This is a genomic window from Acinetobacter sp., from assembly GCF_041911495.1.
Classification (GTDB): domain Bacteria; phylum Pseudomonadota; class Gammaproteobacteria; order Pseudomonadales; family Moraxellaceae; genus Acinetobacter.
Map to the genome: position 1 here is coordinate 15,724 of NZ_JAYROT010000084.1, position 20,683 is coordinate 36,406.

Below are 20,683 nucleotides of genomic sequence, written 5' to 3' on the forward strand. Positions count from 1 at the left end.
TTTATCTTTTTAAGCAGGGGTAATTTTACCTAAATGCGCTAAGCAACGATGAATCGCACCACATCCAGGGCTAAAGGTCTGCACCCCTTGTTCTTCTTCGATACGACACACCTCACTGACCAAACGATCTGCGACACCACGCCCACGATTGGCTGGATGTACCACGATGTTTTGAAGTAGGCGATGATTGCCAGTACCGACACTCCAAATCGCACCAATGATCTTGTCATTAAAAACCGCTGTATAAAGTACGGTATTTTCATCAAGCACATTATCCAACTGATTGACAGCATCTTGACCATCACTGAACTCTGGGCTGGTTGCATACAGTCGTTCTACTTGATTGCGAACCATTGCATCAGATAAAGTTTTGACGGCTTCGACTTGGATTGGCATTGTGATGCTCCTTAACACAGGCGAATAAACGCAGATGATGTATTGGTTATTGATTTACTTAGGTTTCAGCTTGGCGAGCAACTCGGTCATTCACTTCACTACTCGCTTTAGTATAACCTAAACCATAGAATAGATGAGGGTATCATTCATTCTGTATATCTTTGATAAGATGCGGTAAACTATGCGTGCAAATGTGTGGCGTATTGGATAAAGGAAAATACTTTTCTCAGCAACGATCTCACATTAGCCATCATCGTTTATACCTCATCAAATTATCATTGATGATTTTATTGTTCAATGTTTTAAGGAATGTGTCCATGACGCAACGTATCAGTGAAGTGGTTCGAAATACCAATGAGACCAAAATCCAAGTCCGTTTAAACTTAGACGGTACTGGTCAAGGTACACTCAACACTGGCGTACCATTCCTTGATCATATGATTGATCAGATCAAACGACACGGCTTATTCGACATTGATATTCACTGCGATGGCGACCTTGAGATTGATGATCATCACACGGTTGAAGACTGTGGAATTACCCTTGGACAAGCTTTTGCACAAGCTTTGGGTGATAAAAAAGGCATTCGTCGTTATGGGCATTTTTATGCGCCACTCGATGAATCTCTATCTCGTGTCGTGGTCGATATTTCAGGGCGTCCGGGTTTGTTTATGGATATTCCATTTACACGTGCACGTATCGGTACGTTTGATGTCGATTTATTTTCAGAATTCTTTCAAGGCTTTGTCAATCACGCCTTGATGACGCTACACATTGACAATTTAAAAGGCAAAAATAGCCACCACCAAATCGAAAGTACATTCAAAGCATTTGCACGTGCGTTACGCATGGCGTGCGAGCATGATCCTCGTGCAGCAGGTACGATTGCTTCGACCAAAGGTAGCTTGTAATGACCCGTATTGCTTTACTTGATTATGGCATGGGCAACTTACACTCGGCAGCAAAAGCATTGGAACACGTTGGCGCAACAGTTGATGTGACCAATGATCCAAAACTGGTCGCAAAAGCGGATAAGATCGTCTTCCCTGGTGTCGGTGCAATGCGTGACTGTATGCAAGGGATGCATGAGGCAGGTATTGATGAGGTCGTGAAACAGTCTGTGTTTAATAAGCCTGTACTTGCCATCTGTGTCGGTATGCAAGCCTTAATGCAACGCTCAGAAGAAAACGGTGGCGCAGATGCATTGGGTATCTTTCAAGGGCAAGTCAAACACTTCCCAGAGATTGAACATCTAAAAGTACCACACATGGGTTGGAATCAAGTGCATCAACTCGATCCAAGCCATCCGATGTGGAATAACATCGCCGATGGAAGTCGTTTTTATTTTGTGCACAGCTATTATGTTGAACCACAAGATCAAGCTTTAGTCGCCGCGACCTGTGACTATGGTTTGAACTTCTGTACAGCGATTTATCAAGACAATTTGTTTGCGACACAATTCCACCCTGAAAAAAGTCATACCGCAGGTTTGCAACTGCTGAAAAACTTTGTGGAATGGAAGATTTAATCTATACCAAAGACAATCTATACCTAAAACAATAAAACCAAGCCATGTGCTTGGTTTTCTTATACCTTAGATTCTCAAATAAAGTGCAAATTTAAAATCAATCCACCACATGCCGAACGAGAAAAATAATTAAGCGAATTGGCAACGAAACCATTTCAAAGAAAAACTCAATCGCATAAACATCCCATGCACCTGATGAACTCTCCCGACCTTTGGAATATGGTGCAACAAAGTATGAACCGATAAATAACCCAATCATCAATAGCAGTAGATAATAATCCTGCATGCCTTGCAGAAAAAATAAGATCAAACAACACCATGCGCCGATAAACAGCAACATGGCGATCATTCGTCTAAGATAATAATTCGATGAGTTTTCCATTATTCAACTAATCATTTAATTTAACGAATCTAAATAACCTGAATTCGACATAAGATGAGTAAAAATTATCTGATTCGTGACAGCGTCAGTCGCATTGTTCGAGGGTGGCGTAGCATTAGAAAAATGACGTTTTTCAAGGTATTGGATAATTTTAAGTGTATGACCGAGTTTGCGACTGACAAATGGTTTTGCTTACTTTTCCCGAAAGAAAAGTGAGTCGAACCGAAGGTTAATCCCGAAATAAGAGTATACACCGCAACACCTTGTCTAAAATGCTTTTCCTTTTCAAAGCTGTGCAACAACTTTATCTCAATCAGGTAAATATTTATTCATCAGGATATTCAAAACGATAGCCTACGCCATACACCGCTTGAATCCATTCGTGGCGATTACCTGTTTCTGCAGCATCACTGATTTTACGACGTAGATTTTTGATATGACTATCAATCACACGATCTGCCACTTCATAGCTATCAGGATTGATATGATCAAGCAGTTGTGTCCGTGAATAGACATGACCGACATGTTCTAAAAATAGCTCTAATAGTCGAAACTCTGTTGGTGTCAAACTCAAGGCTTTTTGTTGATACCAAATACGTTGTTGCGCCGCATCTATACGGAATAAGTCTACGGTTTCAGGCTCAGCTTTACGTTCCAATCGGCGCATTACCGCTTGCACACGAGCAACTAATTCTTTTGGGCTAAATGGTTTGCAGACATAGTCATCTGCGCCCATATTTAAGCCCAGCACACGATCAATCTCTTCTGTACGTGCAGTGACCATGATGATTGGCAAATCGGATTGTTCACGTACCTTCCGACAAATCGTCAGACCATCCATCCTTGGCACCATCAAATCTAAAATCATCAGGCTCGGTTTTTTATGGTTAAAGGCATCATAAGCAGCTTGTCCATCATGAAACATGCTGACTTCGAAACCTGCTGCCTCTAGGTAGTCCTTGACCAGCTCCGCCAATTCCACTTCATCTTCTACCAACATGATCTGCTTCATGTGCGCTCCTCATATTTGTTTAGCTTAAATCCTGATTGATATTTTGAATCTAATCATTTTTTTGTAAATGTCGATTTAATCGCACTGTACAACGTAATCCGCCGAAAGGTGAATGTGAAAACTGTAAATCACCACCCAATATCTGCGCAATTTGTTTCGACAATGCCAAGCCAAGCCCTGTACCGCCTGTACTTCGAGTACGTGAATCATCGACTCGATAGAAACGCTGACCAAGCTGTGCCAGTTGCTCATCACTGACACCAAGCGGACTATCATCAATATGAAGTATCCACTCAGTATTCGTGACCTCACGGTGGATATGAATCTGCCCTTCTGCTTCGGTATAACGCACGGCATTACTCAAGAGGTTGACGATGATTTGACGTAATCGATCAGGGTCTGAATTGAGATAGATTGGTTCTGCATCATCTTCTTCAACCGTAACTTTTAAATTCTTCTGCTCAAACTGCGAACTAAAATTGACCACTTCATTGAGTACCAATTGCCACGGTTGAATTTGACTAAAATAGCATCTCAACTGCTGTGCATCCGCTTGCGCCAAATCTGACAAATCCTGCGTGAGTTTTTTCAGGCTCATGACTTGTTGTTGCATACGTGCAAGATGTTCAGGGGTTGCTTTACGCACACCGTCCTGCATCGCTTCGATCTGCGCTTGCAAGACACTTAAAGGCGTTTTTAATTCATGAGAAGTATCCGCAACCCACTGTCGACGTGACTGTTCATGTTGATCCAAAATCCTTGCAAGCTGATTGATCACATTGGATAAATCGCCCAGTTCATCGTTACTCTGCACTTCAACATGATGTTGATAATTACCTCGGCTCAATTCCTGCGCAGCGTGTAACAGACGATGAATCGGTTTACGGAAGGTATTTGCGAGAAGCAGTGCCACCACCAAACTTGCTAAGATCGACAAGCTATAAATTAATAGCAAATAACGCTGTTGATTGCTAAAGAAATTAATACTCAAGGCATCGTCCACATCAATCGCAGGACGTAAGCCGAGATAGCCGACCACCTTTTGATCCACGATAATTTCTTGCATCGGCACTTCAGGTGTCGCATCACCCATGACTAAAGATTTATTGGCATCGTGCAATGACAAGCGATTGCCATAGCCTAAACGGTCAGGTAGCGGAATAATCCAACGGCGTTGCTGTTCGGACGGTTGTGATGGGTTCGCTTGATCATTATCTTTTGACGGCTGTTGATTTTGCGGTTGTTCAGGTGGCCTCGCAAAAGGATCAAAATGCGACGGCATAAAACGATCAATGGTTGGCGATTGTTGATCGATTCGATTTTGAAACAGTGCAGGATTTTTGATTAGATCATTTTGTCGTTGTGCGATTTCATATTGTTTCAACAACCACATGGTGGCAAAACGATGTTTGCGCTCTTCGCTAATGTCAGGGTCTAATCGGGTCAAACTATTTTCAATCGCTTTTGTCCAACTGCCGTAGACTTGATAGATTTCTGCCAAATTATTATTGAGATGATCAAGCTTTTGCATCTCGACTTGCGTGACATAGCGTGAGAAGTTTTTTTGCATGGTCCATTGCGACACAAACAAGCTGACCGTGGTAATTAATAACACAGTCAATAACACCGCTAAAAATAACTTCAGTGCAATCGTGACACGCCACTTCGGCATATTTTCCTGTCCTTTGTAGATTTTTGAACGTGAGCTAAAACGATTAAAAAATCTCTTCTTAATCCGCATTGTAACCAACATCTTACTTAAACGCTCTTCATTGTTTCTACATCATGTTTGTTTAATCTTTGCGTATTCTAAAATGCATAAGAATGCTTTAGATCACACACTTTTATGCGCGTTTATTATTAAGGATACTTATGATGAATACTTTAAAAATCGCAATGGCAAGTTTGGGATTGGTTTCAATCGTTGGACTTGCAGCATGTCAAAGCCAACCAAAACCTGCTGACCGTGCAGATCTTCATCCTGACCGTAAAGAAATGCGTGGTGATGATATGCGTCACCATAACAAAGATCATCACAAAGGCTTTGATCATAAACATGGTAAAGATGGTCGAGATCATGACGGTCGTCGTTTTGACAAAAGTAAAGCACTCACTGCAGAACAAAAAGCATCAATGCAAACACGTCGTGCAGAGCGTCATGCAACCATGCAAGCGCTACAAAAAGCATGTGAAGGTAAAGTTGGTCAATCCATCTCAGTTAAAGTTGGCGAAAAAACTTTTGATGGTACATGCCAAGTCCACTTCAAACCAACTCGCATGGACAAAATTGTCGCTGATCAAAAAGTAGCACCTGTTGCACCAACTGCACCTGCAAGTAACTAAGAAAAGTCGCTTTCTGATGCCCCATCTTTCCTCTTAAAAAAATAGCCCAGACTTATATGGACTGCGCTATTTTTTATCACTTTTAATTTTCTGAGAATATAAGTGATTAAGATGCTTTCAGCTTTGAAGTCTTCTCTTCTTTTAAGATTCGAGCATGTTGTAATTTCAAGAAGTCTGCCATCAGCTTAGTTGACCATGCTTCAGGATTGCGCATGCCTTCATAAAACCCGCAATGACTGCCCTTTTTCGTGGTCACCACCATCACATGGTCTAACTCGCGCACACGATCTTTATAGGGATCAAAGTTGCGAATATTACACACAGGGTCATCTTCCGCATTTAAGATCATCAGCGGTACTTTGATCTGCTCAAAGACATGAATCGGATTAATCGCTTGATCATAGTCCGCATAGCTTGCATAACCTGCAAACTCAAAATATGAACGATGCAATTTGCTCAATTCTTTTTGTGCGATGAGTTGTTTTAACCCTGCCTTGCTTTGCCAAACTGATTCATGCGGATGCACAAATGTGTTCAGCACTTTCTTCGCCATATATCGACTATAAAAGCGATGCATATGATCAAAACCTGTTTCCAAATCATAACATGGACACAAAGCAAAGGCAGCACGCAGTGGTGATTGCTCACCTTCTTCACCCAAATAACGCACTAACAGACTGGTTCCTGCGGAACTGCCCACACCGTACAAAGTCGATTGCGGATAAATTGTCTGAATATGTGCAATCTGCTCACGCAAATCGTCAGGTGAGCCGAATAAGCAAAATTTACCCACAGGCATAGGCAGATTACCATGACCACGACGCACACATAACGCCACGCGCCAGCCTGTATAGCGATGCAAATCTTTGACCAATTCACGCATCGAATCAGGTGAACCTGTAATGGTGTGCATCATCACAATCGTCGGCGTATCCGCAGGCAAATCTTTGCCGTACCATGCAATCGCCGTCACACCACCATCTTGCATGGTGAGCTGTTCGATCTGATCGTATTCCAATTGCACATTGTTTTTACGAATCATATCAAAATACAATAGATGCGCATGGGTATTGCTGAGCCACGGTGTCGGACGATATGGCACTTTAAGCTGAGGCAAATCAAGCTCAATCTGTTGAAATGCACCTAACTTTGAATAGTAAAGTGTTGGTATTTCTGCACCTGACCAGCGCTCCACTTGACTCGATAGTTTCGGTAAAATCTGACGTTTTATTTGGGAGAATAAATTCGACTTCAGCATAAATACACCTTCGTTCGCATGAGCAAAATCATAAGAAATTGAAACTGAATCAATAAAAGCTCGATCAATAATAACTCAATTCATAATGCATATCTTCAAATCCATTTCATAGATAAAAAGCTGAACCTGAATTCAAGTACATTAGAGTCTGTTGTTTTAGCTGATAAAGCAATGCATGGCTGAAATGCCAACAGACCCTATTGCGGTTGGAACAATTTAATTCGTTCACCCATTTGTACAGCCAATGCCTCAAGCCCACGTTTTGGTCGAATCATCACTTCAAACTCAACAATCTGCCCTTGATCATTGAAACGAATCATATCAATGCCTTTGAGCTTTGTTTCACCAACATTGGCAGAAAACTCAAGCACCACATTGTGACCATCTTCACTGATAAATTCACGGTGATAAGTGAAATTTTCAAAGACTTGAATCACGTTTTGTAAGATAAAACTCACTACTGCCTTACCGGGATAAGGATTGAATGCCACAGGTGAGTAAAACACCACATCTTCTGCAAGTAGCTCATCAAGTAGTGACATTTCACGAGTGTCTATCATACGGTGCCATGTCTGTAATGCTTGTGTTGTTGATGCGAGTGCGTTCATTTTCTAACTCCTTTGAGTATTGTTCTATACAGCTTTCTATGCCACAGATATACCCTGATTTACGATCATGAATGATCAATTTCTAAACACACTATAATAAAAAATATAAATCTATGCAATTTGTTGCATAATTAAGAATATGTCGCCACAGTCATGCGATAAAACACTATATATTGGGGTAACTTGCAATCTAAAAAGTATTACAAGACATGTTTTGACTATCTATCTTTTGCGTTTTTCTTTACATTAATGGACAATTATTTTCTTGATCAGAAAATGTTTGACTTCGAAGTCACAAGGATATGCCTTGAAACCCTTGTGCAGTCACGTCATATATAGCACGATTGACAAACATTTCAGATCCTGCGATTTTTTAAACTTGCGCAATGAGGCAACGGTTTGATCTTCGCACTGAAATCGCCTGTTCGATACAAATTTTTTAATCAAATCTGGTTAAACCAGTATTGAGGAACACACACATGCCACAATACAAAGCGCCCTTACGTGATATGCAATTTGTTTTGCATGAATTATTAAACGCTAGTGATCACTACGCAAAACTTCCTGCATACGCAGAAACAGTAAGCCGTGAATTGGTTGATCAATATTTAGAAACTGCTGCTGATTTCTGTGAAAACGAACTTGCACCATTGAATCAAGTTGGCGACCGTGAAGGTTGTACTTGGAATGATGGCGTAGTAACGACTCCAACTGGCTTTAAAGAAGCGTATCAAAAATATATCGAGCTTGGCTTCCCATCTCTTGCTGCTGAAGAGCAATACGGCGGTCAAGGCCTGCCTGTTTCTCTTGGTAACGTGATCTCTGAAATGGTGGGTACCTCGAACTGGGCTTGGGGTATGTACCCTGGTCTATCGCACGGTGCGGTACGTACTTTAGAACATCACGGTTCTGATGAGCAAAAGAACACTTATCTTCCTAAGCTTATTTCAGGTGAATGGACTGGTACGATGTGTTTGACAGAATCTCATGCAGGTTCTGACTTGGGTATTATCCGTACTAAAGCTGAACCTCAAGCTGACGGTAGCTATGCAATCTCTGGTGAGAAAATCTTTATCTCAGCGGGTGAGCACGACATGGCTGAGAACATTATCCATATCGTTCTTGCACGCCTTCCAGGTGCGCCAAAAGGCACCAAAGGCATTTCACTTTTCATCGTTCCAAAATTCCATGTTAATGCTGATGGTTCTGTTGGCGATCGTAACGGCGTACGTTGTGCTTCGATCGAACACAAAATGGGTATCCACGGTAACGCAACTTGCGTGATCAACTTCGATCAAGCAAAAGGTTATTTGATTGGACCTGAGAACCGTGGTCTAAACTGCATGTTCACATTCATGAACACTGCACGTATCGGTACTGCTATACAAGGTCTTTCTGCTTCTGAAGGTTCATTCCAAGGCGCTGTGACTTATGCACGTGACCGTTTGGCAATGCGTTCACTTTCTGGTCCTAAAGCACCTGAGAAAGAAGCTGATCCAATCATCGTTCATCCTGCTGTACGTAACATGCTATTGACGCAAAAATCATTTGCTGAAGGGGGTCGTGCACTTATTTACTTCTTGTCTTTGCATGCAGATATCGTTGAGCAAGGCGCAACTGAAGAAGAGCGTAAATACTCTGACAATATCTTGTCATTCTTGACACCAATTGCAAAAGCATTCTTGACTGAAACTGGTTCTGAATCTGCGAAGCACGGCGTACAAGTATTCGGTGGTCACGGCTTCATCGCTGAACACGGTATGGAACAGATCGTTCGTGATACACGTATTGCGTGTCTCTACGAAGGTACAACTGAGATCCAAGCACTTGATCTTTTAGGTCGTAAAGTATTGCAAACTCAAGGTGCAATGCTGAAAGATTTCACTAAGATCATTCACAAGTTCTGTGAAGCAAACAAAGACAATGCAGATTTGAAAGAATTTGTAGAGCCACTTGCTGCACTCAACAAAGAATGGGGCGAGATCACGATGCAGATCGGTATGAAAGCAATGCAAAGTCCTGACGAAGTTGGTGCTGCTGCAGTTGACTACTTGTACTATGCGGGTTATGTGACATTGGCTTATTTCTGGGCTGACATGGCACGTCTTGCACAGCAAAAATTGGCTGAAGGTTCAACTGAAACTGCATTCTACAATGCAAAAGTGACCACTGCTCGCTTCTATTTCAGCAAAATCTTGCCACGTACTAAGTCACACGTTGCAGTGATGGCATCTGGTATTGCACCACTTGCTGCATTGGCTGCGGATGACTTCATTATCTAAGATGATGATGTTGCGATTTCAGATTTGATACTTTGTCAAATCTTGAAATAAAAAATGTAAAAAGGCTGACTGATGTGTCAGCCTTTTTATTGTCTGATCGCTTATAATTCTGTTGTTCAAATTTTTATGGTTCAACTGATAGTCAACACATCCAAGTGTCAGACTATTTAGACATTCAAAATAGGTAACTCAATATGCCAGTTTATAATGCGCCACTTACGGATATGCGCTTTATCCTTAACGATGTTTTCAATGCCGATCAATTCTGGCAAGCCAATGAAAAATTAGCGCACGTTGACTCAGCAACAGCTGAAGCCATCTTAGAAGAAATGGCAAAGTTTGCTCAAGGTGTCACCCTGCCACTCAACCGTACAGGTGATGAGGAAGGCGCACGTTGGGAAAATGGTGATGTGTTCACGCCTACAGGATTCAAAGATGCTTTCCGTCAATACGCAGAAGGCGGTTGGATCGGTCTAGGTGCAGACGAAGAATGGGGCGGTCAAGCAATGCCAAAAATGCTGACTGTACTTGCAGATGAGATGCTGTTTGCCACCAACCCATCATTCCTGTTGTATCCACTACTTTCTGTCGGCGCTGGCATGGCACTCAGTAGCTATGCCTCTCAAGAACAAAAAGAAACGTATTTGCCAAAAATCTATTCAGGTGAATGGTCAGGTACGATGTGCTTGACTGAACCACATGCAGGTACAGACTTAGGTATCATCAAAACCAAAGCTGAGCCAAATGCTGACGGCTCATACAACATCACAGGGACTAAAATCTTTATCACTGGTGGCGATCATGACTTGGCGGAAAATATTATCCACCTTGTGCTTGCAAAAACACCTGATGCACCTGCTGGCTCACGTGGCATTTCATTGTTCATCGTTCCAAAATTCATGGTCAATGAAGATGGTTCGGTAGGCGAACGCAATGCGGTCGGTCCAGGTTCAATCGAACACAAAATGGGTATCAAAGCCTCTGCAACTTGTGTGATGAACTTTGACGGTGCAAAAGGCTTCCTCGTTGGTAAAGAAAACGAAGGGCTCGCTGCCATGTTCGTCATGATGAACTACGAACGTCTATCGATGGGTATTCAAGGGATTGGTGCATCTGAGTTTGCTTATCAAAATGCTGCACAATACGCAACTGATCGTATTCAAGGTCGTAGTGCGACTGGTGCAAAATCACCGGATAAAGCAGCTGATAGCATCTTGGTACACGGTGATGTACGTCGTATGTTGCTCAATGTTCGTGCAAACAATGAAGCTTCTCGTGCTTTCGCTGTGTACGTCGGTCAACAACTCGACATTACTAAGTTCTCTACAGACGCCGAAGCTGTGAAAAAAGCCAACAACCGTGTTGCACTTCTTACACCAATTGCAAAAGCGTATTTGACTGACACAGCATTCCAAGCGACTTTAGATGCGCAAATGGTGTTCGGTGGTCATGGTTATATACGCGAATGGGGCATGGAACAATGTATCCGTGACTTACGTATTTCACAAATCTACGAAGGCACCAACGGCGTTCAATCACAAGATTTGATCGGTCGTAAAACCATTAAGTGTGGTGGTGCATTCATCGCTGAATATATCGCTGAAATCCGTGACGAAGTGAATCAATTAGGTTCAGACTTGAACTTTATCAAAGATGCAACTCTTGATGCGGCAACCGAAGTTGAGTCGATCACGCAGTACATCCTTGAGCAGTCTAAAGAAAATGCAGATTACTCTAATGGTGTTGCTGTAGATTATCTACACGCAGTTGGTCTACTTAGCTTTAGCTACATGTTTGCAAAAATTGCCAATGCTGCAAGCCAAAAAGATGGCGAGTTCTTTGCCAATAAAGTACAACTTACTCGCTACTTCGTTGCACGTATCTTGCCTGATTTGAAAGCACGTTTAGTTCGTATTCAATCAAGCACAGACTTGGTGATGGGCTTTGATGCAGACTACTTTACCAATCAGTCTTAATTTGTACTGACTGACAGTACCATAAACGTAAAAACCTGCTCCCGAGCAGGTTTTTTTATGCCCATCAACACGAAAATTCACTTCAATTCACAAGATTGGCATATATTTCGCTTAACTTTCATCATCAGCAGTTTTGCTATTTTGCTACTTTATTTTCCTATGATGTGAAGCGTATTGATGAAACGAGAAATTAAAAAGATCGAAAGCGCCTTGGATGACATTGGTCATTATCTGGTTGAAGCCTTTCACTATCTCATGTTGGCGTTGATTGGCTGTATGGTGATTTGGTCTGCTGTACATACGACGATTGATATTTTTACCATTAAAAAATTCGCCACCATTGACGACATACTTTTGCTTTTTATTTATTTGGAATTGGGAGCAATGGTTGGGATTTACTTCAAAACCAATCATATGCCTGTGCGATTCTTGATATATGTAGCGATCACCGCACTGACTCGATTACTCATTGCCGATATTCAGCATGACCATAAAGCAGATTGGGATTTGTTGATCGTTACTGGTGCGATACTGTTGCTCGCCTTTGCGATTTTGGTGGTACGTTTTGCCTCATGGAACTACCCTTCGGTAATCCGCAGTAAGCAAACTGATCGTGAGCTACCTATTGGCAAAACTCCACGACCAGAAGATGATGAGTTGGCTTAACTCATCATCTCCTTTTTATTTAACTGGAAAGTTTATCCGTTGGATCTTTTATAGGTTAGAACTTTAAAGGTTGGAAGATTTAAGAACCCAAAAGCACGCTGGCGATGACACCTGTGACTACAGAGATCAACAGATATTCACCATCGACGTCTACCCAACGATGATCTCTCGGTGGTTTTGATAAATGACGTTTTTCCCAGTCATTCACATAATAACGGCTGTTGCGATAACGATCCTCTAAGCGATCGCCACGATGATAGCGTGCATGTTTCTTGTCATGCTTGCTAGCTTTTTTGTAATCTTTATGACTATGGCTGTGACCATGATTTTTGTCATAGCCCCACGCAGGTGCATGTGATGGCGGTGCTGCCAATGCCACACTCGAACCTGCAAGCATCGTTAAACTCAAAACAATTGCACGGATTGGCTTCTTCATGATTATTCTCCTTTTGGAATGGTTTTAATATAAGCTGAAAACATCAAACAAATGTGGATGTTGGTTAAGTTCATGCTTTAAAATGTTAAACTGTGTAGCATCAATTATTTATTCATATCGAGATCTTCATTGGACTTTGAACGCATTACCGATTTTCTAAAACGTATTCCAAGTATCGGCACAGATGGATTGATCGCTCATGGTTCAGACGGTGAGCATGCGTGGTGGGTCAAGTTTAAAATTGATGTAGAACATCCTTTGGCTTGGCAGACTGTGCAAGAGCTTGGGCATGTGTTGAATTATCTCTCGACCAATGAACGCTTGCCAACGCAGTTTTTACCTGTTTCACCGCCACCGTATATGAATGGTAAGGCGAAAGAGTTTCTCGCTTGGGTGATTCAATGCAATCATGCTGAGTTTTCACCTGATGTCGTCGCTGAATGGCTCGAAGGTCGCCTGCCAAATCCTGTAGATGATCTGGAAAAATGGAAAATCGAAACGGATATTCAAAAGCTAGATCAAATGATTCAAAAATAATTTAACAATGTGGTTGAAGCTAGCTTTAATATCAGATTGATGTGCCTATTGCGCTTTAGAAAGCTTTTTCAACACTTCCGCAACAGCCACCATCGCAAAGCTACTGGTCACCACCACCGCAGAACCATATCCACCACAACGTAAGCCTGCGCTAGAGTCGATACCGCACGCCTCAGCATTGGAAAAGGGATTATCCACCGAATACACGCAAGTAATGCCAAATTTTTCTTTTGGTTTTTTACAGATGCCCTTACTTCGAAGCTGTGTACGCAGTTTGGCAAGCATCGGATCTTGTTCGGTTTTGGACAAATCCGCCACACGAATCTTGAGCGGATCAAGCTTACCACCTGCACCGCCCGATACGATCAACGGAATTTTGTTAAAGCGACAATGTAATATCAACGCTAGTTTGGCTTTAACATCATCAATGCAGTCTAAGACCAGATCAGGACGATCTGCCAAGAGCTCAGTGACGTTGTCAGGCGTGAGAAAATCATCAATGAGTTCAATCTGTATCTGCGGATTAATCTCACGGCAACGCTGTGCCATCACGTCAATCTTGGCATATCCAAAAGTAGAGCTGAGCGCAGGCAGTTGACGATTCACATTCGATGCGACGATCACATCCATATCAATCAAAGTCAGTTTGCCGACACCCGAACGAGCAAGTGCTTCCACCGCCCACGAGCCGATACCACCAATACCAATGACTATGACATGACTGTTTTCAAAAGTCTGAAAACTCGACTCGCCATAGATTTTATTGGCACCTGCAAAACGGCGATCATAATCAGTTGGCTGTGATGCAGATTGATGGGAATCGTTTGGATTGTCTTGATTTGAATTTTTTGGGCTTGGCAGTGTGTCAGACATAGGTAGAGTTTAAAGTTAGACATTAAAAACATGAAGTATGATTATACGTGAAAGCAGTGGTGAAAAGCAGTACAGGGAAGCTTTAGTATTTTTCAAATTTTGCAGTGTACTGAGTATTTTCATAAACAGTTAGTTTTTGGATAAATGCAAACAATCTAAACTATTTTGCCAAAGTTGCTTAGCCAATTTGGATTTGTCATTGAAATGATTTAAATCCAAAGCCTCTGCCAAACCAACTAAGACATAAGGCAGATTTGCTGGTGTATTGCGTGTTCTACGCTCAGTGGAAAGCTGACAACACAATGGTGTCATATCAGGACAATCCGTTTCTAGCACCAAATCTTCAACCGCTACGCTACGCACCACATTGTGCAAACGCTTGGCATTTGGATTGGTGATCTGTCCTGTCACACCAATTTTAAAACCCAATTTCACAAAGGCTTTGGCTTCTTCTACACCACCACTAAACGCATGGGCAATGCCACCATGTTTAAAATGATGCCGTTTTAATATCTTCAAGACATCGCCATGAGACTTACGAATATGCAGTAACACAGGCTTTTCGAACTGTGTCGCTAAATCGAGTTGCGCTGAAAAATATTCGGTTTGAAGCTGTTTGATCTCATCAATTTTATGACGTTTTTCAAAGCTGTCTAAACCAATCTCACCAATCGCAACACAATCATATTGTGTGAGAAAACTTTCTAAATGATCTAAATGTTGTCGCTGATGTTGCTCGATATAGTAAGGATGCAAGCCGGGCGCAAGATAACTTTTGGGCACATCCGATAACTGACCTAAAAATTGATGTGTCGCCAAAAGGTCTACAAAACGATTCTGCAAAAAACCAATGAGAATCAACGCTTGCACGCCACTTTGAAACGCCTGTTCGGCAAGCTGTTGCCGATCAGGGTTAAAGTCTTCCACATCAAAGTGGGTATGCGTATCAAACAGTTGAATCATCTTGATTCTGCCCGAAAGGCTTTATTTCGATGCTGACTTTTCAGCGTCGCTATTTGCATCGTCTGCTTTTTTAGATGGGGCGTTTTGAGCATCAGTTTTTTCGAGCTCAGCTTTGGCTTGAACTGGTAAATATTGATCTTTAATGACACCTTGTAAGTATTTATACGGAATCAGCAACCGTGGTAAACCCACCGCATAAGGACCAATTTCATACTCACCATATTGCAAGATCAATCCTGTCGGACTCAAATAGAAATTATCCGTCGAGGTGAATTTCCACAATTTCTGATATTCGTCCACATCCATATCAGGCTGAGTCGATTTGATCCATTGCTCAAAGGCTTGATGCGCAAGGTCATTAAACTTAGCACGTTGCCCTTGCTCTAAGATTTCATCCAAGCTCAATAAGGTTTCGGTCTCTAGCTCAAAGTTAAAATATTGCTGTGCAGCACTACCATGTGCACCGCCGACATAGTTTTCCGCATTGACCACCACGGTTGCGATAGGTCCTTTCGGATTGAGCACTTGGGGCTTCAAGAACAAGGTCAGCTTCGCCGCAGAACCAAGTTGTTTCACTTCATTGGACAATAACAAAAATTGATCCAGATACGGTTGCAGTTCATTTGGTTGATTATTGGCTTGTGTTAGCGTTTCAGCTTTCTCAGCTTCGATGCGATTAATCGTTTTATTTTCTGCTGGTTGCGGTGCACTTTCAGCGGCTTTGGCATCGGCTACAGGATTTTTACCATCCGCATTTTGATCATCTTGGCGCTGTTGATGGCTGACCGTGGTCATATCAAAGCCACGCACCAAATTTTTCACATAGTTTAAAACATACAAATCCACCGCTTGATCAAGCTTCGGATAATTACTGCTTAAATGTTGAATGGTAATCTCAGGGCATACTTCACCTTCGCATTCTGGAAGCTGAATCGGCACATCTTTCACTGTCGCATTGAGTCCAACTTCTGCTGTTGCAGCTTGAGTTTGCTCAACTTCTGGCTCAGGTTTCTTCTGACAAGCACTCACTGCACACGCCATCGCCACACTCAAAGCAATGACTTTGAACGGTTTAAGCTTATTTGAATGTTGTTGTGCTGTACTCAAATGTTTTGCTGTGCTTAGCTTGTCTTTCATAATAACCCTTACTTTACGCATTATATTGAATCTGCTTCAATGATTCTATTTGAAAGCTTCCGTTTAAAAGCTTCAACTCAAGTCTATTCAGCATAGCACCAAAGCCAATATTTGCGAGTAAAGTATTGTGTTCTACGATGCAAAATTGAGTTGTTTCAGTAGCGGTGCTTTAATCCATTGTTGTGATTGTGTTGGGCTGAGATAAATTGTGAAACCTTTACCATTCGATGCTTCACATTCTGCGCACAAATCATTGAAGCGGTAATAAATCGCTACACCTTGCTCATCGAAAAACCAATCTTGATTTGCCCAATAGATTTTGGTCGGTAATTTTACTTGATCTTCTTCACTCAGTTGTGCAGATGTTTCTTCACGCCATACGTCATATTGTGCTTGGACAAAGTGTGTAAAGCTGACACGTTTATTCTCATTAATTGCATCATACAAACGCCAAGACCTTTTCGCCTTACGATCAACCACATAAAAATAGTGCTGTTCAGGCACAGTCTCATCACCAAGCTGGTAACTAGTATTAATGATCAGCAACGCCATTTCGCCCTGTTGCATGGCAAGTCGAGGCTTAATATACATCGACCATGCTTGCGGTTTTGCATGTTTATTTTCAGCCAGCTGTGTTTCACGCCACGCATCGGAACGCTTTACAAATTCATTGACTGCACGTTGTAAGCTGAGCTTTTGTGAAATACCCAACTGCTGACGAATCAAATCTGCACTTTGCATTTTGCCAAAATCATTAAACCATCGATCTTTACTTTTAAAACCAAAGACTTCGACATCAATACAATATTCATCTTCACAAAAAGGCAAGGCATAATCCGCAATCACTGGCATTGCAATCAGATTTTCATAGCCTAGCTTTTTGTATTGTTCCGTTTCGACTTGTTCTTGCTGTTGTTCTTCGCTTGGTTTTGAACATGCGCTGAGAGTAGCCACCAATACCATAGTTAAAGCAGTAAAATAAATCGCTTTAAGCAATGAAATTCGCATTCTGCAAATTCCCCTTTGACCCCAATTTTCAAACACGATATCGCCAAACTTAATTTCAAAAATCTAATATCACATCTTAAAAAGGCGACTTCGCCTCGAGCTGTAGTTATACCAATAAAGGAATGCCATTGGACACTCCTTTATTGTGAATTTTTTTGCATAAAACAGCTTAGAGCACCACGATATTAATGCTCACGTGTAGCACGGAACTGAATATCAGGATAACGCTCTTGCATGAGCTGTAGATTGACACGACTTGGCGCAAGATAAGTCAAATGACCACCACCATCAATGGATAATTGGTCATGTGCTTTCTTCTTAAATTCATTGAATTTTTTATCATCATCACAGTGTACCCAACGCACGGTGTTGATATTTACAGGTTCATAAATACAATCGACTTTGTATTCTTCTTTCAGACGATATGCCACTACATCGAACTGGAGCACACCGACCGCACCAACGATCAAATCATTGCTGTTTTGTGGCATAAAGACTTGGGTTGCGCCTTCTTCTGAAAGCTCCTTCAAACCTTTTTGCAATTGTTTGGATTTCAAAGGGTCTTTTAAACGGACTCGGCGGAACATCTCAGGTGCAAAGTGCGGAATCCCAGTGAAATGCAACTTCTCACCGCTGGTAAAGGTATCGCCAATTTGAATGGTACCGTGGTTATGCAAACCAATAATATCGCCCGGCCATGCTTCTTCCAAATGCTCACGCTCACCAGCAAGGAACGTCAGTGCATCACTAATCCGCACTTCTTTACCTATGCGCACGTGGTTCATTTTCAAGCCTTTTTCGTACTTGCCCGAGCAAATGCGCATAAAGGCAATACGGTCACGGTGTTTCGGGTCCATATTGGCTTGAATTTTAAAAACAAAGCCAGTAAAGCCTGATTCAGTTGCCTCAACCACACGCTCCTCTGTTGGATGGGCTTTCGGTTCGGGCGCCCATTTCAAGAACGCATCCAAGACATGATCCACCGCAAAATTACCGAGTGCTGTACCGAATAGCACAGGCGTTTGTTTACCTTGTAAAAATAATTCACGATCCAGTGGCTCATTGGCGAGTTGCACCAATTCTAATGATTCTTCAAAAGCAGCAAATGCGAGATCGCCCACTTTTTCACGAATATCTGGATGGTCATAACCATCACGCACTTCGATCTCAGTAATGGTCGAGCCAAAGCCTGCTTTATAAATGTACAGCTTGTCTTCAAGTAAGCTATACACCCCTGCAAAATCACGCCCCATACCCAGTGGCCAAGTGATCGGTACGCATTGGATTTTCAGGACATTTTCGATCTCATCAAGGAGTTCAAGCGGTTCACGGATTTCACGATCCATCTTGTTGACAAAAGAGATGATCGGCGTATCACGCATCCGACACACTTCCATTAGCTTGATGGTACGCTCCTCAACCCCTTTTGCCCCGTCGATTACCATCAAGGCAGAATCCACCGCCGTCAAAGTACGATAGGTATCTTCCGAGAAGTCTTCATGCCCTGGTGTGTCGAGTAAGTTAATAGTATGATTTTTATATGGAAATTGCATCACCGAGGTGGTGATCGAGATCCCACGTTCCTTTTCCATCTCCATCCAATCTGATGTCGCTGAGCGATCTGACTTACGGCTTTTCACCATGCCTGCGACCTGAATGGCTTTACCCCATAACAGCAATTTTTCTGTCATAGTGGTCTTGCCCGCATCGGGGTGGGAAATGATGGCAAAGGTTCTACGAGCCTTTACTTCTCTGGCTAATTCATCTTTAAACATAAGAAAAATCTACAATATGTACACAGCTATGTACACATTTCTAAATATGTACTAAAACTGAAAAAGTGGGAATTCAAAATTGGCGTAATTGTAGCAGATTTGAATAGGATTTTACTGATTGTTGATCGGTTTTGATTGATCAAGGGATTAGCACTACAAATCGCTTTTTGAGAAAATCGAATCTTTCTTTTTGGTATAAACGTTGGGGCTTAGGAAATTAAAGAGGGTTATTACGGAGTAGTTTCAGCAAATCAAGATATAAATGACCATGCCGATGATTGAAGCGATACTCCATCTATTTAAGATGCAAATAAAACATCTTTTTGTCAATTCCATTGAATTTAATCAGCCGCTTTTTGGCATAGTCCTAAAAGGATTTGATGCCATTGATATGACGTTCTCCACAAGCAAATTCATTGTCACCATGATTTACTCTTAAGTGTTTTTCAAACCCAATTTCGACAAGACCATCATAACCTCTCCATCCATCTGTGTTGATGATTAAATCAAGTTCTAGATGCCAACGAATAATTCCTTGTAGCGTGGCTTTGGAACAATCAGGAACAATTTCTGTATAAACATTTCCATCTCCTTTGAGCAGACCGAATACAATCGTTTTACTTGAAGCACCTCGACCTCGTTTACCTCGAACACGACGAGCATCGAAGTAGGATTCATCCAGTTCAACGATGCCATTGAAGGGAGATATTTTTGCACACTGGACAGCGATCTTTTATGCGATTTGATGTAAATAGTATGGATAGATCGCACAGAAATATTAGTGAGTTTAGCAGTATTAGATGCAGTAAAATCCATGGCAAAAAAGCGAATAATTTGCCTGAATTTTGCTTCTGCGATTCTAGAACGGGAATAGCATCTATTTTTGCTTTCATATAAGGAAGTTACCATAATTTTAAATATGCTTAACTTCCTAAGCCCCTATCAATATATGGCAGAGTGATATTTAATACATGGTGATAAAGAAAGAGTAATAGACTGAGTGCTCGTTTGTGGGTTGATTTGCTCACGCCGTTATTACTCACTAAATATGACAGATCACTTTTAATTTGTGTTTCGTTTAAAATACTTGGGTGTTGTTTGTTATGATAAAGGATGTAGCGTTTAATCCATTGGATATAAGCTCGTTCTGTTGATAGGCTTAAATGTCTGTATCGTCCTGTATAAGCGACTTTTTCTAATAATTTTGGTGGTTGCTTATGCGTGTAATTTTGGATTATCACAACTTGACAAGTATGTTTTTAATCTTTAAGGTATTTGAAATATAACGAGAAAAAAATAGGATGTCAAAATAGTTATGTTGCAAATTCATTTTGGTTATGCGGCAAATTTGCCGTATAACTGTAGTTAGACATCATGAGGGTAGCGGTGACCATCGAAATTTCGAACCAACTATCAGAGGTGCTAAGCGTCATTGAGCGCCATCTGGAATCAACGTTGCTGGCCGTGCATTTGTACGGCTCCGCAGTGGATGGCGGCCTGAAG

Annotated in this window: 20 protein-coding genes and 2 pseudogenes; 8 read left to right on the forward strand and 14 right to left on the reverse strand. The window is 41.7% G+C overall.

Going from position 1 to position 20,683, the window contains the following annotated elements; all coding sequences use genetic code 11:
* Positions 1-9: 9 nt before the first annotated feature.
* The gene (locus ACE3PQ_RS11190) at positions 10-396 is read right to left on the reverse strand and encodes a GNAT family N-acetyltransferase (RefSeq protein WP_374297943.1); all 387 of its coding nucleotides are present in this window, start codon (positions 394-396) and stop codon (positions 10-12) included.
* A gap of 317 nt (positions 397-713) precedes the next feature.
* On the opposite strand from ACE3PQ_RS11190, the gene hisB reads away from it, so the two are divergent.
* Entirely contained in the window at positions 714-1,307 is a 594-nt protein-coding gene (gene hisB / locus ACE3PQ_RS11195) for an imidazoleglycerol-phosphate dehydratase HisB (protein ID WP_374297945.1), read from the forward strand.
* Positions 1,307-1,924, forward strand: a complete 618-nt coding sequence (gene hisH, locus ACE3PQ_RS11200) for an imidazole glycerol phosphate synthase subunit HisH (protein ID WP_374297947.1) — start codon at positions 1,307-1,309, stop codon at positions 1,922-1,924. The genes hisB and hisH overlap by 1 nt, the downstream gene beginning before the upstream one ends.
* Positions 1,925-2,021: 97 nt before the next feature.
* Here the strand turns inward: hisH and ACE3PQ_RS11205 are convergent, their stop codons facing one another.
* From ACE3PQ_RS11205 to baeS, 3 genes are all read right to left on the reverse strand, one after another.
* The gene (locus tag ACE3PQ_RS11205; RefSeq protein WP_374297950.1) at positions 2,022-2,306 is read right to left on the reverse strand and encodes a hypothetical protein; all 285 of its coding nucleotides are present in this window, start codon (positions 2,304-2,306) and stop codon (positions 2,022-2,024) included.
* 325 nt (positions 2,307-2,631) lie between these two features.
* Positions 2,632-3,318 (reverse strand): response regulator, encoded by a 687-nt coding sequence (locus ACE3PQ_RS11210; RefSeq protein WP_374297953.1) that lies wholly within the window; start codon positions 3,316-3,318, stop codon positions 2,632-2,634.
* Between the two features lie 49 nt (positions 3,319-3,367).
* The gene (gene baeS / locus ACE3PQ_RS11215) at positions 3,368-4,990 is read right to left on the reverse strand and encodes a sensor histidine kinase efflux regulator BaeS (protein WP_374297957.1); all 1,623 of its coding nucleotides are present in this window, start codon (positions 4,988-4,990) and stop codon (positions 3,368-3,370) included.
* A gap of 203 nt (positions 4,991-5,193) precedes the next feature.
* Here baeS and ACE3PQ_RS11220 point away from each other — a divergent pair, with 203 nt between their 5' ends.
* Entirely contained in the window at positions 5,194-5,661 is a 468-nt protein-coding gene (locus tag ACE3PQ_RS11220; protein ID WP_374297960.1) for a hypothetical protein, read from the forward strand.
* Positions 5,662-5,767: 106 nt separating this feature from the next.
* Here the strand turns inward: ACE3PQ_RS11220 and ACE3PQ_RS11225 are convergent, their stop codons facing one another.
* Both ACE3PQ_RS11225 and ACE3PQ_RS11230 read right to left on the reverse strand, forming a co-directional pair.
* Positions 5,768-6,919 (reverse strand): YheT family hydrolase, encoded by a 1,152-nt coding sequence (locus ACE3PQ_RS11225; protein WP_374297963.1) that lies wholly within the window; start codon positions 6,917-6,919, stop codon positions 5,768-5,770.
* Positions 6,920-7,116: 197 nt separating this feature from the next.
* Entirely contained in the window at positions 7,117-7,527 is a 411-nt protein-coding gene (locus ACE3PQ_RS11230) for a nuclear transport factor 2 family protein (RefSeq protein ID WP_374297966.1), read from the reverse strand.
* Between the two features lie 479 nt (positions 7,528-8,006).
* On the opposite strand from ACE3PQ_RS11230, the gene ACE3PQ_RS11235 reads away from it, so the two are divergent.
* The 3 genes from ACE3PQ_RS11235 to ACE3PQ_RS11245 all read left to right on the forward strand — a co-directional run bounded on the left by ACE3PQ_RS11235 (position 8,007) and on the right by ACE3PQ_RS11245 (position 12,451).
* A complete protein-coding gene (locus ACE3PQ_RS11235) occupies positions 8,007-9,809 on the forward strand; it encodes an acyl-CoA dehydrogenase C-terminal domain-containing protein (RefSeq protein WP_374297969.1) in 1,803 nt (600 codons plus the stop codon).
* Between the two features lie 194 nt (positions 9,810-10,003).
* Positions 10,004-11,785: an acyl-CoA dehydrogenase C-terminal domain-containing protein gene (locus ACE3PQ_RS11240; RefSeq protein ID WP_374297971.1), complete on the forward strand. Its 1,782-nt coding sequence runs from the start codon at positions 10,004-10,006 to the stop codon at positions 11,783-11,785.
* Between the two features lie 177 nt (positions 11,786-11,962).
* Positions 11,963-12,451, forward strand: a complete 489-nt coding sequence (locus tag ACE3PQ_RS11245; RefSeq protein ID WP_374297973.1) for a phosphate-starvation-inducible protein PsiE — start codon at positions 11,963-11,965, stop codon at positions 12,449-12,451.
* A 79-nt stretch (positions 12,452-12,530) separates the two neighbouring features.
* Here ACE3PQ_RS11245 and ACE3PQ_RS11250 read toward each other — a convergent pair whose 3' ends face one another.
* A complete protein-coding gene (locus ACE3PQ_RS11250) occupies positions 12,531-12,887 on the reverse strand; it encodes an RcnB family protein (RefSeq protein ID WP_374297976.1) in 357 nt (118 codons plus the stop codon).
* 144 nt (positions 12,888-13,031) lie between these two features.
* Between ACE3PQ_RS11250 and ACE3PQ_RS11255 the strand changes: the two genes are divergently transcribed.
* Positions 13,032-13,424, forward strand: a complete 393-nt coding sequence (locus ACE3PQ_RS11255; protein ID WP_374297998.1) for a hypothetical protein — start codon at positions 13,032-13,034, stop codon at positions 13,422-13,424.
* A 45-nt stretch (positions 13,425-13,469) separates the two neighbouring features.
* Here ACE3PQ_RS11255 and ACE3PQ_RS11260 read toward each other — a convergent pair whose 3' ends face one another.
* From ACE3PQ_RS11260 to ACE3PQ_RS11290, 7 genes and pseudogenes are all read right to left on the reverse strand, one after another.
* The gene (locus ACE3PQ_RS11260; protein WP_374297977.1) at positions 13,470-14,297 is read right to left on the reverse strand and encodes a ThiF family adenylyltransferase; all 828 of its coding nucleotides are present in this window, start codon (positions 14,295-14,297) and stop codon (positions 13,470-13,472) included.
* Between the two features lie 129 nt (positions 14,298-14,426).
* Complete coding sequence (locus ACE3PQ_RS11265; protein ID WP_374297980.1) at positions 14,427-15,260, reverse strand: TatD family hydrolase; 834 nt, start codon at positions 15,258-15,260, stop codon at positions 14,427-14,429.
* A 21-nt stretch (positions 15,261-15,281) separates the two neighbouring features.
* The gene (locus ACE3PQ_RS11270; RefSeq protein WP_374297984.1) at positions 15,282-16,397 is read right to left on the reverse strand and encodes an RsiV family protein; all 1,116 of its coding nucleotides are present in this window, start codon (positions 16,395-16,397) and stop codon (positions 15,282-15,284) included.
* Between the two features lie 132 nt (positions 16,398-16,529).
* On the reverse strand, positions 16,530-17,405 hold the full coding sequence (locus tag ACE3PQ_RS11275; RefSeq protein WP_374297987.1) for a hypothetical protein: 876 nt from the start codon (positions 17,403-17,405) through the stop codon (positions 16,530-16,532).
* Positions 17,406-17,590: 185 nt separating this feature from the next.
* A complete protein-coding gene (locus tag ACE3PQ_RS11280) occupies positions 17,591-19,180 on the reverse strand; it encodes a peptide chain release factor 3 (RefSeq protein WP_374297989.1) in 1,590 nt (529 codons plus the stop codon).
* A gap of 217 nt (positions 19,181-19,397) precedes the next feature.
* Positions 19,398-20,089, reverse strand: a pseudogene (locus tag ACE3PQ_RS11285) (IS1595 family transposase).
* A gap of 14 nt (positions 20,090-20,103) precedes the next feature.
* Positions 20,104-20,421, reverse strand: coding sequence for a phage integrase N-terminal SAM-like domain-containing protein (locus tag ACE3PQ_RS11290; protein WP_374297993.1), 318 nt, complete (start codon positions 20,419-20,421; stop codon positions 20,104-20,106).
* Positions 20,422-20,554: 133 nt separating this feature from the next.
* Here ACE3PQ_RS11290 and ACE3PQ_RS11295 point away from each other — a divergent pair.
* Positions 20,555-20,683, forward strand: a pseudogene (locus ACE3PQ_RS11295) (ANT(3'') family aminoglycoside nucleotidyltransferase); the annotation flags it as partial.